Origin of the sequence: Flavobacterium sp. 120 (assembly GCF_003633605.1) — a bacterium.
In the GTDB taxonomy this organism is placed as follows: Bacteria; Bacteroidota; Bacteroidia; order Flavobacteriales; family Flavobacteriaceae; genus Flavobacterium; species Flavobacterium algoritolerans.
Genome location: NZ_RBKZ01000001.1, coordinates 1,482,377 through 1,498,268, shown reverse-complemented (window position 1 = coordinate 1,498,268; position 15,892 = coordinate 1,482,377). Strand labels below are relative to the sequence as shown.

The 15,892-nt window shown below is 34.5% G+C and carries 14 protein-coding genes and 1 tRNA gene; 11 read left to right on the top strand and 4 right to left on the bottom strand.

Features of this window, described 5'->3' with window-relative positions:
- Positions 1–27: 27 nt before the first annotated feature.
- Positions 28–2,004 carry a thiamine pyrophosphate-dependent enzyme gene (locus C8C87_RS06410; RefSeq protein ID WP_121342011.1) on the bottom strand — a complete coding sequence of 659 codons (1,977 nt, stop codon included), beginning with the start codon at positions 2,002–2,004 and terminating at the stop codon, positions 28–30.
- A gap of 172 nt (positions 2,005–2,176) precedes the next feature.
- On the opposite strand from C8C87_RS06410, the gene C8C87_RS06405 reads away from it, so the two are divergent.
- From C8C87_RS06405 to C8C87_RS06370, 8 genes are all read left to right on the top strand, one after another.
- Positions 2,177–3,127, top strand: a complete 951-nt coding sequence (locus C8C87_RS06405; RefSeq protein WP_091256673.1) for an isopenicillin N synthase family oxygenase — start codon at positions 2,177–2,179, stop codon at positions 3,125–3,127.
- 147 nt (positions 3,128–3,274) lie between these two features.
- The gene (locus C8C87_RS06400) at positions 3,275–3,604 is read left to right on the top strand and encodes a translation initiation factor (RefSeq protein WP_121342010.1); all 330 of its coding nucleotides are present in this window, start codon (positions 3,275–3,277) and stop codon (positions 3,602–3,604) included.
- Between the two features lie 72 nt (positions 3,605–3,676).
- The gene (locus C8C87_RS06395; protein ID WP_121342009.1) at positions 3,677–4,546 is read left to right on the top strand and encodes a nucleoside phosphorylase; all 870 of its coding nucleotides are present in this window, start codon (positions 3,677–3,679) and stop codon (positions 4,544–4,546) included.
- 94 nt (positions 4,547–4,640) lie between these two features.
- Positions 4,641–5,765, top strand: coding sequence for an SDR family oxidoreductase (locus C8C87_RS06390; protein WP_121342008.1), 1,125 nt, complete (start codon positions 4,641–4,643; stop codon positions 5,763–5,765).
- Positions 5,766–5,879: 114 nt separating this feature from the next.
- Positions 5,880–6,407 (top strand): GNAT family N-acetyltransferase, encoded by a 528-nt coding sequence (locus C8C87_RS06385; protein ID WP_121342007.1) that lies wholly within the window; start codon positions 5,880–5,882, stop codon positions 6,405–6,407.
- Positions 6,407–7,258 (top strand): substrate-binding domain-containing protein, encoded by an 852-nt coding sequence (locus tag C8C87_RS06380; protein WP_121342006.1) that lies wholly within the window; start codon positions 6,407–6,409, stop codon positions 7,256–7,258. The genes C8C87_RS06385 and C8C87_RS06380 overlap by 1 nt, the downstream gene beginning before the upstream one ends.
- A gap of 21 nt (positions 7,259–7,279) precedes the next feature.
- On the top strand, positions 7,280–8,212 hold the full coding sequence (locus C8C87_RS06375) for a transglutaminase (RefSeq protein WP_099715573.1): 933 nt from the start codon (positions 7,280–7,282) through the stop codon (positions 8,210–8,212).
- Between the two features lie 244 nt (positions 8,213–8,456).
- A complete protein-coding gene (locus C8C87_RS06370) occupies positions 8,457–8,747 on the top strand; it encodes a hypothetical protein (RefSeq protein ID WP_121343310.1) in 291 nt (96 codons plus the stop codon).
- A 96-nt stretch (positions 8,748–8,843) separates the two neighbouring features.
- Here C8C87_RS06370 and C8C87_RS06365 read toward each other — a convergent pair whose 3' ends face one another.
- On the bottom strand, positions 8,844–9,281 hold the full coding sequence (locus C8C87_RS06365) for a PepSY-like domain-containing protein (RefSeq protein ID WP_121343309.1): 438 nt from the start codon (positions 9,279–9,281) through the stop codon (positions 8,844–8,846).
- 386 nt (positions 9,282–9,667) lie between these two features.
- Between C8C87_RS06365 and C8C87_RS06360 the strand changes: the two genes are divergently transcribed.
- Entirely contained in the window at positions 9,668–11,125 is a 1,458-nt protein-coding gene (locus tag C8C87_RS06360) for an NAD(P)/FAD-dependent oxidoreductase (RefSeq protein ID WP_199716371.1), read from the top strand.
- Between the two features lie 90 nt (positions 11,126–11,215).
- Here the strand turns inward: C8C87_RS06360 and C8C87_RS06355 are convergent.
- Positions 11,216–11,290, bottom strand: a tRNA-Val gene (locus C8C87_RS06355).
- 211 nt (positions 11,291–11,501) lie between these two features.
- On the opposite strand from C8C87_RS06355, the gene C8C87_RS06350 reads away from it, so the two are divergent.
- Positions 11,502–13,289 carry an ABC transporter ATP-binding protein gene (locus tag C8C87_RS06350; RefSeq protein ID WP_121342005.1) on the top strand — a complete coding sequence of 596 codons (1,788 nt, stop codon included), beginning with the start codon at positions 11,502–11,504 and terminating at the stop codon, positions 13,287–13,289.
- A 105-nt stretch (positions 13,290–13,394) separates the two neighbouring features.
- Here the strand turns inward: C8C87_RS06350 and C8C87_RS06345 are convergent, their stop codons facing one another.
- Entirely contained in the window at positions 13,395–14,564 is a 1,170-nt protein-coding gene (locus C8C87_RS06345) for a proline dehydrogenase family protein (protein WP_121342004.1), read from the bottom strand.
- Positions 14,565–14,656: 92 nt separating this feature from the next.
- Between C8C87_RS06345 and aroB the strand changes: the two genes are divergently transcribed.
- Positions 14,657–15,724, top strand: a complete 1,068-nt coding sequence (gene aroB / locus C8C87_RS06340; protein ID WP_099715597.1) for a 3-dehydroquinate synthase — start codon at positions 14,657–14,659, stop codon at positions 15,722–15,724.
- Positions 15,725–15,892 lie beyond the last annotated feature (168 nt).

The window sequence follows — 15,892 nt, the reverse complement described above, 5'->3', positions numbered from 1 at the left end:
AAAATAACCTAATTACAAATTCAAATATTAGTAAGCCAAGAGTTCTTTCAAATCACTTTCGAATCTTCCTTTCGGTAAATATTGATCTTCCAAAGCTTTTGTAAAAGGAATTGGCGAGTCTAAACTTGCTACGCGTTTTACTGGCGCATCAAGATATTTAAAACAATTTTCCATTATCATTGCCGATATATCACTGGCAATACCACCAAACATACTGTCTTCCTGATAAATAATCACTTTTCCCGTTTTCTTTACCGAAGCAAAAATAGCTTCAGTGTCCAAAGGCTGTAAAGTTCTCAAATCCAACAAATCAGCAGAAATTTCAGGATTTTTTGTTAAAGTATCCAAAGCCCAATGCACCGTTGCTCCAAACGAAATAATTGTAACATCAGTCCCTTCTTTCAACAACGCCGCTTTTCCTAATGGAATGGTATAATAATCGGTTGGTACATCTTGGTAAACACTTCTGTATAATTGTTTGTGCTCAAAGAATAATACCGGATTCGGGTCGTTTATGGAAGTATTCAATAATCCTTTCGCATCATACGGAAATGCCGGATAAACCACTTTTAAACCTGGTGTTTTGGTAAACCAAGCTTCATTGGTTTGCGAGTGAAAAGGCCCCGCTTGTGTTCCTCCGCCGCAAGGCATTCGAACTACTACATCAGCTTTTTCTAACCAACGATAATGTGATTTGGCTAATAAATTCACAATTGGATTAAATCCTGTCGAAACAAAATCGGCAAACTGCATTTCCACAATCGCTTTATAGCCATTAATAGACAGTCCCATTCCTACAGAAACGACTGCACTTTCACAAATTGGCGTATTAATGACACGCTCTTTACCAAATTGCGCCACAAAACCATCTGTGATTTTGAAAGCACCACCATATTCAGCGATATCCTGACCCATGATTACGGAGTTTTCATGATGTTCCATTGATTGTCTCAAACTGGTAGAAATCGCATCTATGAAACGAATATTTTCTTTTTCTTCTGAAGGATTAACTTGCTCGAATACATAAGGTTTGTAAACATCATTTAGCTCTTCACTTAAAGAAGCTTCAATTTCTGGTTCAGCATTGGCAATAGCCAGACTTTCATCGATATCCTTCTTTATTTCAGCATGTAAAGCCGCATCAAAATCAGCTGTAAGAACTCCGTTTTCTGCCAAATACTTTCTATAATTTTCTACGGGATCTTTAATAGCCCACATATCCATTAACTCTTGCGGAACATATTTGGTTCCACTCGCCTCTTCGTGCCCGCGCATTCTGAAGGTTTTGAATTCCAATAAAACTGGACGTGGATTTTCTTTCATCGAAGCCTTCAATTCAGATAATAAATTAAACACTTCCAGAATATTATTTCCATCAACAATATGACTTTCCATTCCGTAGCCCTTCCCTTTATCGGCCAGGTTTTCGCAACGGTATTGTTCATTTGTAGGAGTTGAAAGTCCGTAACCGTTATTTTCGATGACAAACATCACCGGCAATTCCCAAACCGAAGCAATATTCAATGCTTCATGAAAATCGCCTTCGCTTGTTGCTCCTTCGCCAGTAAAAACTGCGGTTACTTTTCCATTTTTCTTTAGTTTATTGGCCAAAGCAATTCCGTCAGCAACACCTAATTGCGGACCTAAATGCGAAATCATTCCAATAATCTTGTATTGTTGTGTTCCAAAGTGAAAACTGCGATCACGACCTTTAGTAAAACCATTGGCTTTGCCCTGCCATTGTGAAAAAAGACGGTACAACGGAATGTCTCTTCCCGTGAAAACGCCAAGATTTCTATGCATTGGCAAAATGTATTCATCTGAATCTAAAACTGCTGTGACTCCAACAGAAATAGCCTCTTGACCAATTCCAGAAAACCATTTGGATACCTTTCCCTGACGAATAAGAATCAACATTTTCTCCTCAATTAGTCTTGGTTTCAGTATTCTTTTATATAAATCTAATAATTGGTTGTCTGTAAGATTTTTTCTGTCGAAGATCATTTTTTTGGTTTTATTGTATGGTTCAAAGATAAAAAAATATAACAGTTTAGTATTATTTTGTTATATTTTTTTATATTGTTTATAAGTTTTAAAATTCAGATATAAAATTATTCTTTACATTTGTATCTGCAAGGTTTTTAGCCTTACAAGTTATTAAAAAATATTTAAAAGTATGCAAAACATTCCTAGTGTTGACTTGCGTGATTTCCTTTCGGACGACCCGAAACGTAAACAAAAATTTGTAAATGAAATCGGAAGTGCATTTGAAGATATTGGCTTCGTAGCACTCAAAGGGCATTTTTTAAACGACCAACTGGTTGATGAATTGTATGGTGAAATCAGAAATTTTTTCGCTTTACCTTTAGAAACAAAACACAGTTATGAAATCCCTGGAATTGGCGGACAAAGAGGTTATGTTTCTTTTGGAACAGAGCATGCCAAAGGCAGAAAAGAAGGTGATTTGAAGGAGTTTTGGCATTTTGGACAATACGTGTCTGAAGATTCAAAATACGCTTCAGAGTATCCTGAAAACGTTGAAGTAAAAGAACTTCCCCGTTTTAATATTGTAGGTAAAGAGGCGTACCAAATGCTGGAAAAAACAGGAGTTTATGTTTTGAGAGCTTTGGCTTTACACCTTGGTTTAGATGAATTTTATTTTGATCAGTATGCCAAGGACGGAAATTCAATCTTAAGACCTATTCATTATCCACCGATTACTTCTGAACCAGCAAACGCTATTCGTGCTGCTGCTCACGGTGATATCAACTTGATTACTTTGTTGATGGGTGCACAAGGAAAAGGATTGCAAGTACAAAATCACAACGGAGAATGGATTGATGCCATTGCTGAACCGGATGAATTAGTTATTAATGTGGGTGATATGTTATCGCGTCATACGAATAACAAATTGAAATCTACCATCCATCAAGTGGTAAACCCACCAAGAGAATTATGGGGAACTTCACGTTATTCTATTCCGTTTTTTATGCATCCTGTAAGTGATATGAAGTTGGATTGTTTGGAAAACTGTATTGATGCAGAACATCCAAAAAAATTCGAAGATATTACTGCGGGAGCTTATTTATACGAGCGTTTAGTAGATTTAGGGCTTATTAAAAAATAATTCATAATTTTATAGTTCAAGAAAGACATCGAGTTCGCTTGATGTCTTTTTGTTTTTTTACCATTAAGAAATTAAGGTAGATTAAGGGCAGTGAAACTTAATTTTCTTAACTTCTTAATGGTTTAATAATTAATTAATTTTTAAAACATGGACTTACAAGACCAATTAAAAAACCTTTTTCCAGATCACGAACCATCTCCTGAAGATCCAATTGAAGAAGTGGCTCACGAATTATACGTTCAAAAAGAACCTATGATTTGTAAATTCGAAAAACGAAAAGGAAAAGCGACTACCATAATTGAAGGTTATGAAGGTACTGACGAGGATTTTAAAATTCTTGCCAAGGAAATCAAAACCAAATTGAGTGTTGGTGGAACTTTCAAAGATGATTCCATTATCATTCAAGGTGATTATCGTGATAAAATAATGACTATTTTAAAAGAAAAAGGATTTAAAGTAAAACGTGTTGGAGGTTAAAAAGTATTCAGTGTTCAGTTATTAGTATTCAGTTGAGCAACTTGAAACCTTAAACATTTAAACAAAAAAATAATGATACAATCATCAGAATTAATATTAAATCCAGACGGTAGCGTATACCATTTGAATTTAAAACCAGAACATATTGCTCACGATATTATCTTTGTAGGAGATCAAAATCGTGTGGAAAAAATCACACAGTTTTTTGACAGCATTGAATTTTCGACACAAAAAAGAGAATTCAAAACCCAAACTGGGATTTTCAAAGGCAAACGAATTACGGTAATGTCAACAGGAATTGGTCCTGACAACATTGATATCGTCATCAACGAACTGGATGCTTTGGTCAATATTGATTTGAAAACACGTCAGCCAAAAGAAAATTTAACTTCACTGAACATCATCCGTATTGGAACTTCGGGTTCTTTACAAGCCGATATTCCTGTGGATAGTTTTGTGATGTCAAAATTTGGATTAGGACTGGACAACATGCTCCGCTCCTATTTGATCGACGAAGTTTCTAACCTGGAAATGGAAGATGCTTTTGTGAAACATACCAATTGGGATTTACGAAAAGGAAAACCATACGTGATTGCTTGTTCTGAAAAATTGGAAAAAATGATAGAAAGCAATAAAATGCATAAAGGAATTACCGCAACTGCCGGTGGTTTTTATGGTCCTCAAGGTCGCGTTTTGCGTTTGAATATTCAAGATGAAGCGCTAAATTCTAAAATGGATAATTTTAAATTTGGTGACAACCAAATTACCAACTTAGAAATGGAAACGGCAGCAATTTATGGACTTTCGGCGCTTTTAGGACATAACGCATTGTCGTTGAACGCTATCATTGCCAATCGTGCTTCGGGAACATTTAGCGAGGATCCGTACAAAGCCGTTGATGAATTGATTGCGTATACTTTAGAAAAAATAGCTTTAGGATAGCAAAATTAATTTTCAAAACCGTACCCATTTGTAGTTTTAAAAAAGTGCTCTTTAATTTTTTTAAAACTACATTTGTTTTTAGAACAAAACGATAATGAAAATAATACTTACAGGTGCAACAGGAGTTTTGGGATCTCATATTATGTATGAAATTCTAGAGCTTTTCATCAACACTAAAATTGATGGAAAACTATTTATTATTGCACGAAATAAAGGAAAAAACTCCGCTTTAGACCGAATAAACGAACTCTTATCCAGTAGTTATACGCCTAAAATCATAAAAGACAAAGGAATCGCAAAACTGCACGAATACATTGAAATCATTGATACCGATTTGGATGTAATTCAAGATACTTTTTCAAGTCAAATAAAAGGTGCTTATTTTATCCATTCGGCGGGATTCGTGAATTTATCTACCGATGAAGAACAACGCGAAAAGATTTTTGAAGAAAATACCAAAATCACAAAATCCCTTTTCAATCTATTTCATCCTTTTATAAAAAAGTTTATTTACATTGGAACTGCTTTTTCATCTGGAAACCGAAAAGGATTAATTGACAATGATTTTCATAGTTTAGGCTTCAAACCGGAGCATCGCAATGCGTATGAAAATGCCAAATTCCATTCAGAAAATTTTATAGCAGAAGAATGTAAAAAAATAGGCTTACCCTTTCAAATTCTGCGTCCAAGTGTGATTGGAGGCAAAATGTTGGGGAACGAAAACCAGTATTTTATTTCGAAATATATGGTTTTTTATCTTTTGGCTAAATTCTTTCACTTCACTTCCCAACGAAAAGGAGATCAAGAAAATGTGCGTTTTATAGTCAATGAAGACACCGTTTTGAACATTATTCCTGTCGATTATGTGGCAAAAGTGATTGTAAATACATTCGAAAGAGAAGATATTGAACAGCTTAATATTGTACATCATAAAAGTTTCAATATGGTAAATGGATTGCAGTTAATTATGAAGGAAGTTGGTTATACCAATTTTACCTTAATACAAAATTCGTTAGACTTCAAATACAAAAACACTATCGAAAAATTGTATTATGAAAGTATTGGCAAACATTTAAACCCTTATTTTACAACAGCTGCCAATGAATACGATACCACTTTGTTGAATTCTATTCTTGAAATACCAAAACTGGACCAGGAGGCATTCACCAATATGATTCGGTATGCGAGATTGAATAATTTTAAAGATATTAATGTGTAATTTTAGGAGCTATTTCCCGCTATACGTTGCAATCTTTTCCTTTTCAAAGAAAAAAGGAAAAGGATTTTCACTGCTATCAGGGCTAAATCGGGAACCATCAAATTTTAGTAAAACATGAATCTTATTTTAGAAACCGACCGATTAATTTTAAGAGAAATGCTAGTTTCAGATGCAGAAGCATTATTTGAAATGGACAGCAATCCTAATGTACATCAATATCTTTGGAACAAACCATTGACAGATATTAGCGAAGTACATGCGTATATCAAGCTTGTCAGAGAACAATACATCCAAAATAACATTGGACGATTTGTGATTATTTTGAAAGAAACAAATGAATTAATTGGTTGGGCCGGATTAAAATACAACACAGAAATGGTGAATAATAAAATTCATTTCTATGATATTGGCTATCGATTAAACGAAAAATTCTGGGGAAAAGGATATGCAAGTGAAGCCAGTTTTGCTTGGCTGGATTATGGTTTTAATGCAATGAATATCAAAATTATGGAAGCCGCAGCGCATACTGCCAATATCGCATCAAACAGAATATTACAAAAAATTGGACTGGAAATGACCGAACAATACTTGGAGGAAGGCGTTTCTTGGAATTGGTACGAATTAAAAAATCCTAACCTATAATGAAAACAATAAAAATAGCTGGAGTTCCGGAACATTTCAATCTTCCCTGGCATTTGTCAATAGAAAACGGAGATTTCGAAAAGGAAAACATCGATTTGCAATGGACTGACGTTCCTGAAGGGACCGGAAAAATGTGTCAAATGCTTCGTGATGGCGAAACGGATATTGCCGTAATCCTAACGGAAGGAATCGTAAAAGATATTGTTGCCGGAAACCCGAGTAAAATAGTTCAGGTTTATGTAGAAAGTCCTTTGATTTGGGGAATTCACGTAGCAGCAAAATCAAATTACAAGACATTGGCTGACTTAGAAAATAACAAAGTGGCGATTTCCAGATTAGGTTCCGGTTCGCAATTAATGGCGTATGTAAATGCTGATAATCAAGGTTGGAAAACAGATAATCTTCAGTTTGAAATTATAAATACCATTGATGGAGCTGTCGAAGCTTTGACAAATGGAACCGCCGATTATTTTATGTGGGAGCGTTTCATGACCAAACCACTTGTAGACAAAGGTATTTTCCGCAGAATTGCTGATTGTCCTACGCCTTGGCCATGTTTTGTAATTGCGGTTCGTGAGGAAGTTTTGGAAAAAAATCCAGCCGTTATTTCAAAAATTCTTGCTGTCATTAATCAAACTACGCAGGAATTCAAAGATATTCCAAGTATTGACAAAACGTTGGCTTCAAATTACCATCAAAAAATTGAAGATATTCAAGAATGGTTGTCATTAACGCAATGGTCACAAAAACCATTAGCAGCAGAAATGTTAAACAAAGTTCAAAATCAACTTTTTCAACTTAAAATTATCGATAAAAAAGGTACTTTTGAGGATATTGTAAAAACAGTCTAGATTGCTGTTTTTATTTTTGCTATGATAAAAATAAAAGAAATTAATTTTCAGGGTATTAAACAGCGATTTCAGGTCAAAAAACCTTGGGATGACGTTATTATTTTTATCTTGAACATATTAATTGCTATTCCACTCTTTATTATTGTACATCAAAACTTAATCAATCCCAATTGGTTTCTGAATATAGACAGAGTGGTTTTGTTTCTCTTAATGATTGTTGTTATTCAAATCATCCTTCGATTCTTGAGAACAATTATTCTCTTTTGTATCATTCTATATTTATTGGTTTTAGTTTATGGTTCCACTATTGGAAACTATGGATTTAACAGCGTTTTTGAAGATTATAATTCAATTATGTACACGATGTCAGACAATCCATATCCACAAGATATTATCATTGCAAAATTGCTTCCGTTTCCCAATAAATCAAAAATCATCAATGCCATAGAATATCAAAATCCTAAAATCAGGAATTTTGCGATTATGGCAACATCAAAACATTTCAAAGACATAAAAGGATATTCTGATTACAGAACTATTATACAATGCTTTGCTGTTTTCAAGGAAATTAACAGCAGATGGAACTATGTAAGCGATCCAAAAGCAAGAGATTATATTGCTACAGCTACAGAATCACTGCTTTATTTTTCTGGTGACTGTGATGATCATTCGATATTAATGGCTGCCAGTATCAAGTCTATCGGTGGAACTCCCCGATTAATCCATACTACCGGACATATTTATCCCGAAATACTAATTGGCTCTCTGACTGATTTAGAAAAAGTAAATTTTCTAATTAAAAATGTATTATTTGTCAATGAAAGCAATGAACAAAAACTTCATTATCACGTTGATGAGCGCGGTCAAATCTGGATGAATCTTGATTATACTGCCAAATATCCCGGAGGACCTTTCATGTCTGAAGAAATTTTAGGTGCCTTGACATTGGATTAATAACACTTCAAAAGCATTAAAAAAATCTTTAAATAAATGACGCGTTTTTAAAATCAAAACAGAATTATATTAAACACTATATCATGTTAGATTTAAAATGTTAGACATTTAAAGTAGCTTTAAATGTATCTTCAATTTAAAAATAATATTTTAAAAAAGTTCAATAAACAAAATATTTTATTTAACTTTGAATTACAAAGTACTTTTTAAAAATAGCATTAAAAAAAGTTTAAACATTAAAAATATGGATAATAAATCAAATGTTTGGAATATAGTGAGTTGGCTATTTGGAATAGTTGTTTTGGTAATCGGCATTATAAATACTTTTTGGGGAAATGATCTAGGTTTTGGAGTTTTCCTCATTGTACTTTCTGTCGTTTATTTTCCACCGACAAATATAATTTTCAAGAAAATAACCGGTTTTTCAATTCCGCTTGTAATAAAAATTCTATTGGGTCTTTTTATCATTTGGGCGGCATTAGGCGTGGGTGAATTGTTCAATAAAATAGAATTAATGATGATGGATTTAGAATAAACCGCGTAAATCAGAAACTATAAAAAATTAAAAACTCCGTTATTTCTAATGGAGTTTTATACATTCAAAACAAGTTTAATTACAAACAATTTTTTTTTAGTTTAGCTTTTTTCCTTTTAAAATTTGTCCTTCTTTGGTAAATTCTAAATCAATATTATTCGTTAAATCAACGTCTAGGTTTTTGTGTCCATAATCAATGTGTGTGATTTTTTCATTCGGATAATTTTTTGCCACATAATCTTTCACTGATGCGGGAATGAATGCGGTTGGAATCGGTTTCTTGCCACCATCTACCTCACGGTAAGAACCATCTTTCCAAAATTCTACCTCAGTACCATCTTTAAGCTTGACTTCATAGCCTTTTTCACCATATTCCGCATCTTTCTTGGCGATATTAACTGATGTATGGCTAAAATATTTTTGAAGGAAATCCTGTGCTGCTATTGGTAATTCAGTGATTTCTATTCTTTTTTGCGCGGTCGCCGATAATACAAAACCCAGTAATAATGCGACTAAAGTGATTTTCCTTTTCATGGTTTCCATATTTAGGTTATCGTATTGCTAATTTACGATAAGTAAAAATGCATTCAAATCAATTTAAGAAACCTTTAATTTTTATGATACTTTTTTAATACTTACATCTGCCAAACTCTAAGAAATAAAAAACTCCATTGTTTCTAATGAAGTTTGTCTTGTCCTCCTTGTGAACATGTTTACATCCTTTTTTTGCAAGATTTCAATAAAATAGCACTGTGAAATCCTTCCTATTTCAATTTGAAAAAGTAGTTTTGTGCTGTAAATCTTTTATCCTAAACTTACGCAACTGCCACAAGCGGCAAAAAGCTAAAAAATGTAAGTTTCTGCCGTTACATTATATAGAAGTTAATAATTAGGACCAGCATAGTTAAATCAATACTGAAGTGAAAAAAGTGGAAAATGAAGAAGTAAGCTGGACTATGTGCGTAGAATGTCAAGGAAGAGGCAAGAAAAGTCGAGGACTAACTAAGAAAGCACGACTACTCCACCAGCTAGCATTAGACCAGTTTGAAAAGACTAATAGCGAAGGGACGGCTCCAGTTCCTCCTAAAGGCCATCTTCACTCCTGCCCGAAATGTTCCGGATCCGGGCTGCTTCGTTCTTCCAGTCCTACAATAGCGGATAAAGAAAACTATCCACACGTAGCCATTATTGGTGGCGGTATTGGCGGTGTGGCTCTTGCTGTGGCTTGCTTGCACCGCGGAATTCCTTTTACGCTTTATGAGCGTGATAATAATTTCGAAGCCAGGTCTCAGGGCTACGGACTCACTCTGCAGCAAGCTAGTAAAGCGATTGAGGGATTGGGTATTTTCTCGCTGGAAGAAGGAGTAATTTCAACCAGACATTTGGTTCATACAACAGCAGGGAAAATAATCGGTGAATGGGGAGTCAGAAAATGGATACAGTCAAATACGAAAACTTTTCAAAAACGTACTAATATCCATATTGCACGACAATCTTTACGCTTAGCGTTAATTCAACAACTCGGCGGACAGGATGCGGTTCAATGGGGACATCAGTTATTAGATTATAAGGAAAGTGATGGTAACGGTGTTGATTTAAGTTTTCAAGTGAATGGGGAAATTAAGCATACCAAAGCGGATCTCGTAATTGGAGCCGATGGTATTCGCAGTTCAGTACGGAGATTACTTATTGGTTCCGATATCAGCCCTTTACGTTACTTGGATTGTATAGTGATATTGGGTATCTGTCCTTTGAAAGCACTCGAAAATCTTGACAGTTCTTTACTGGACTCGGCCACTGTATTTCAGACCGCCAATGGCAATGAACGAATCTACATCATGCCTTATACTTCAGACTCCGTAATGTGGCAATTGAGTTTTCCAATGCCAGAAGAAGAGGCTAAGGCATTAAGTGCTAAAGGACCTCAAGCACTCAAAGAAGAAGCCTGTCGTAGAACTCTGTGGCACAATCCTATTCCTCAGATTTTAGCGGCAACCCTAGAAGCTCAGATTTCTGGTTATCCCGTGTATGACCGAGAATTACTTGACCCAGAATTATTGGCGAAAGGACAGCAAGTAACCCTGATTGGAGATGCGGCTCACCCTATGAGTCCATTTAAAGGACAGGGTGCAAATCAAGCGCTGCTGGACGCACTATCATTGGCTCGCGTGATATCAAGAGGATGCAGACCTTTTTCTCAATGGCGAAAAGCTGGAATAAGGAAAAGTGTATTGACGGAGTTTGAATCAGAAATGTTAGCACGCAGTGCTACAAAAGTGAATGACTCTGCAGCTGCCGCACAGTTTCTACATTCCGATATTGTGCTTCATGAGGGTGATGAGCCTAGAGGACGAATTTTGAAGAAAAAGGACGCATAGCATAATCCTGTGAATTTGCCATTTTATCGCTCAGAGATTTTAAAAAAGTCAAGACATAAAAAACTCCATTATTTCTAATGGAGTTTCTTGTGGGCGATGAGGGGTTCGAACCCCCGACCCCCTCGGTGTAAACGAGGTGCTCTGAACCAGCTGAGCTAATCGCCCTAAACAATGCAGTCATTTTCATTTCCTTATTGCGAGTGCAAATATACAGCTAGAAATCGTATCTGCAAGCAAAACTGTAAAAAAAATGAATAAAATATTGAGCCTATTTGCTTTTACGCTCTATCATAGTACTTTATGTTTCGCATGAAACACTACTATTTTTTTGTATTGATTCGTTATAGTCTTACATTTGTGACATAAACAATACATAATGGCAAGGTTCAAAGAAAATGATTTACCAAAATCAAAAATAACTGCAAGTTCACTCAATAAAGCAATTCTAATATTTCAGTATGCTGGAAATCATCGTTGGAAATTTTATGTAGGTTTAATTTTTTTATTATTTACAGGTGCTACTGCTTTAGCTTTTCCAAAATTGATGGGAATGCTTATCGATTGCGTGAAAAATAAGGATAACGCTCAGGCAAACATGATTGCAGGAGGTTTAATAATAATCTTATTTCTTCAATCAATATTTTCGTTTTTCAGATTGTATTTATTTGTCAATTTTACTGAAAACACCTTAGCTAATCTTAGATTATCACTTTACAGTAATTTGGTAAAACTACCCATGTCTTTCTTCTCACAAAAGCGTGTTGGAGAATTAAACAGTAGAATCAGTTCTGATATAACACAAATACAAGACACTTTAACGTCTACAATTGCTGAATTCTTAAGACAATTTATTCTAATTATTGGAGGTGTTCTTTTATTGGCAAATGAAAGCATCAAACTGACTTTGTTGATGTTATCCGTAGTTCCGCTTGTGGCTGTTGCTGCCGTTATTTTTGGACGATTTATCAGGAAATATTCTAAAAAAGTACAAGATCAAGTTGCCGAAAGCCAGGTAATTGTTGAAGAAACCATGCAAGGAATCAGTATTGTTAAGGCTTTCGCCAATGAATGGTATGAAATTGCCCGCTATAATGGTAAAATTAAAGAAGTTGTAAAATTAGCCATCAAAGGTGGAAAATACCGAGGATACTTTGCTTCATTCATTATTTTCTGTCTTTTTGGAGCTATTGTAGCCGTAGTTTGGTTTGGTGTTCGATTGAGTATCAGCGGCGAAATGAGCGTGGGACAATTGATTTCTTTCGTATTGTATTCTACATTTGTAGGAGCTTCTTTTGGAGGAATCGCTGAACTTTATGCCCAAATCCAAAAAGCGATTGGTGCCACGGAAAGAGTGTTTGAATTATTGGATGAAACTCCTGAAAAAATTAATTCCGTTCAAGAGGCTGCTGAAACCCAGAAAATAAAAGGTAATGTTACGTTCAACAATGTAGCGTTCAGTTACCATTCTAGAAAAGAAATTAAAGTATTGAAAGACGTCAGTTTTACGGCTAATTTTGGCCAAAAAATTGCTATTGTAGGTCCAAGTGGAACGGGAAAATCAACTATTGCTTCCCTATTATTACGTTTTTATAATATTGATGAAGGAGAAATATTAGTTGACGGAAAAAATATTTATGATTTTGATTTAGAAAACCTTCGCGGAAACATGAGTATTGTACCGCAAGATGTTATTCTATTTGGAGGAACCATCAGAGAAAATATTGCGTATGGTAAACCAAATGCAACCGAAGAAGAAATTCTTACAGCTGCAAAACAAGCAAATGCCTATAATTTTATCGAAAGTTTTCCTGAAAAATTTGAAACTATTGTGGGAGAAAGAGGAATTAAACTTTCCGGAGGACAAAGACAACGTATTGCAATTGCGAGAGCTTTATTGAAAAACCCAAGTATTTTGATTCTGGATGAAGCTACATCATCATTAGACAGTGAAAGTGAAAAACTAGTTCAAGAAGCGTTGGAAATTTTAATGGAAGGAAGAACCAGCATCATAATTGCGCACCGTCTTTCAACAATTCGAAGTGCCGATCAAATTTTGGTTTTGGATAAAGGAAAAATTACTGAACAAGGAACGCATCAAGAATTAATAGCTTTAGAAAATGGTATCTATAAAAATTTAAGCAATTTACAGTTTAGCAATTCTTAAATTTTATTATTCATTTGGCATAAAAAAACTCCATTCAATAGCTGAATGGAGTTTTTTTTATAGAATTTAATATAACCGAATACTAAAAACTGAACACTGAGAACTTTACTTCCCTTTTCTTCTGTTACGTTCTGTTTTAATTAATGTCAATTCACGACTCGTTTGTCCCGCTACCGAAGTATTTTCTTCAGCACGACGAATCAAGTACGGCATCACATCTTTTACAGGACCAAAAGGCAGGTATTTAGCAACATTATAGCCATTAGCAGCTAGATTATAGCTGATATTATCACTCATTCCATACAATTGACCAAACCAAATTCTGTCATCGTTTGTTTTAATCCCTTTTTGCTGCATCAATTCCATTAAAGTATACGTACTTAACTCATTGTGGGTTCCTGCAAAAATTGACATCATATCTAAGTGTTCAATCATATAGCGAACTGCAGCATCATAATTTTCATCGGTAGCTTCTTTTGAAGCGCATATTGGCGATGGATATCCTTTTTCTTCTGCACGTGCAATTTCTTTTTCCATGTAAGCACCACGAACTAATTTCATTCCAATGAAGAATCCTTCTTTTTCGGCTTGCTCGTGTAATTTTTTCAGGTAATCCAAACGATCCCAGCGATACATTTGCAACGTATTGAAAACAATGGCTTTTTCTTTATTGTATTTGCGCATCATTTCGGTCACTAAATCATCCGCCGCATCTTGCATCCAACTTTCTTCACCATCAATAAGTAAGGCAACATTTTTTGCATGAGCATCTTTACAAACCAAATCAAAACGGGCCACTACTCTATTCCATTCCGCTTGCTCTTCAGGAGTTAACGTTTGTTTTTCGCCCAATTTCTCATACAATTCAAAACGACCGAAACCGGTTGGTTTAAAAACTGCAAAAGGAATTGCTTGACGTTCTTTGGCAAATTCAATGGTTTTTAAAGTCATTTCAAGTGCAGCATCAAACTGATCTTCTTCCTCTTTTCCTTCTACAGAATAATCCAAAACAGATGAAACTCCTTTAGTGTACATTTTATCAACCACCGAAAGACAGTCCACTTCATTTACTCCGCCACAAAAATGGTCAAAAACCGTAGCACGTATTAAACCTTCCACAGGAAGATTCGCTTTTAGGGCAAAATTAGTAACCGCAGTTCCTATTCGAACTAGAGGTTGATTATCAATCATTTTGAAAAGAAAATAAGCTCTATCAAGTTCCGTATCACTTTTTAATGAAAAGGCAACTTGCGTATTATTGAATATTTTTTCCATTATTTGTTAAATTTTTGTACAAATATAGACAGAGTTTTGAATATTATTTAGCAAAAATTGCCTTATTTTGCGGTTCCAATTAATCAATACAGATGCAATCAATTCAAGCCAACAGTTATCCGATTCATTTCAACGAAAAAGGATATGAAGCCTTAAACCTTCATTTGACAGAAAATAAGTATTCCAAACTTTTTATTATTGTAGACAGTAATACAAATGAATTTTGCATACCAAAATTTCTCCCTTTTTTAGAAACCGATCTTACAATTGAAATCATTGAATTTGATGCCGGTGAAGAGAATAAAAATATTGAGACTTGCGTACAAATTTGGAATGTATTAACGGAACTTGGTGCTGACAGAAAAAGTCTTGTAATTAATCTGGGTGGCGGTGTTGTTACTGATTTAGGCGGGTTTGTTGCTTCAACATTCAAGCGAGGAGTTGATTTTATTCACATTCCTACCACGCTACTATCCATGGTTGATGCTTCTGTAGGCGGAAAAAATGGGGTTGATTTAGGAAATTTAAAAAACCAAATTGGTGTTATTAATGTTCCAATAATGGTGCTTATCGATACCCAATATCTTGAAACAGTACCACAAAACGAAATGCGTTCCGGTCTTGCCGAAATGCTAAAACATGGTTTAATATACGATAAGGAATATTGGGAGCAATTTTTAGATTTAAAATCTATAGATTTTGCTGATTTTGATGCATTAATTTACCGTTCTGTCGAAATAAAAAATGAAATTGTAATTCAAGACCCTACGGAGAAAAACATTCGAAAATCATTGAATTTTGGTCATACTTTAGGTCATGCCATTGAAAGTTATTTTCTGGAAAATGAAAATAAAACCACTTTATTGCACGGAGAAGCTATTGCCGTTGGGATGATATTGGAAAGCTACATTTCATTGCATAAAAAACTCATCAGTCAAGAAGAGTATTTTCAGATAAAATCAAGTATAAAATCCATATATGACGATATTATTTTTGATGAAAATGACATCGAACCTATCATGGAATTACTCATACACGACAAAAAAAACGAGTACGGAAACATACAGTTTGCTTTAATAGAAGGTATCGGAAAAATAAAAATCAATCAATCTGTTGAAAATGAATTAATTCTTGAAGCGTTTCAAGATTATAAATCTTAATTATTTTTTATAAAAAGGATTGCATTGCGTATATAATATTTTTTACATTTGCATCGATGAAAAAAAGTCAAAACAAGCGAAATTATAGTTCTAATAAAACCCGAAACAATATGTCTTTTCTAAGAATATTGAAACGGTTTTATTCTATTAAAGGAAACTTTAGTTTTG

Excerpts from the sequence above, each read along its gene's own strand:
- C8C87_RS06410 (WP_121342011.1), bottom strand. The coding sequence starts at position 2,004 with ATGATCTTCGACAGAAAAAATCTTACAGACAACCAATTATTAGATTTA.
- C8C87_RS06405 (WP_091256673.1), top strand. The coding sequence starts at position 2,177 with ATGCAAAACATTCCTAGTGTTGACTTGCGTGATTTCCTTTCGGACGAC.
- C8C87_RS06400 (WP_121342010.1), top strand. The coding sequence starts at position 3,275 with ATGGACTTACAAGACCAATTAAAAAACCTTTTTCCAGATCACGAACCA.
- C8C87_RS06395 (WP_121342009.1), top strand. The coding sequence starts at position 3,677 with ATGATACAATCATCAGAATTAATATTAAATCCAGACGGTAGCGTATAC.
- C8C87_RS06390 (WP_121342008.1), top strand. The coding sequence starts at position 4,641 with ATGAAAATAATACTTACAGGTGCAACAGGAGTTTTGGGATCTCATATT.
- C8C87_RS06385 (WP_121342007.1), top strand. The coding sequence starts at position 5,880 with ATGAATCTTATTTTAGAAACCGACCGATTAATTTTAAGAGAAATGCTA.
- C8C87_RS06380 (WP_121342006.1), top strand. The coding sequence starts at position 6,407 with ATGAAAACAATAAAAATAGCTGGAGTTCCGGAACATTTCAATCTTCCC.
- C8C87_RS06375 (WP_099715573.1), top strand. The coding sequence starts at position 7,280 with ATGATAAAAATAAAAGAAATTAATTTTCAGGGTATTAAACAGCGATTT.
- C8C87_RS06370 (WP_121343310.1), top strand. The coding sequence starts at position 8,457 with ATGGATAATAAATCAAATGTTTGGAATATAGTGAGTTGGCTATTTGGA.
- C8C87_RS06365 (WP_121343309.1), bottom strand. The coding sequence starts at position 9,281 with ATGAAAAGGAAAATCACTTTAGTCGCATTATTACTGGGTTTTGTATTA.
- C8C87_RS06350 (WP_121342005.1), top strand. The coding sequence starts at position 11,502 with ATGGCAAGGTTCAAAGAAAATGATTTACCAAAATCAAAAATAACTGCA.
- C8C87_RS06345 (WP_121342004.1), bottom strand. The coding sequence starts at position 14,564 with ATGGAAAAAATATTCAATAATACGCAAGTTGCCTTTTCATTAAAAAGT.
- aroB (WP_099715597.1), top strand. The coding sequence starts at position 14,657 with ATGCAATCAATTCAAGCCAACAGTTATCCGATTCATTTCAACGAAAAA.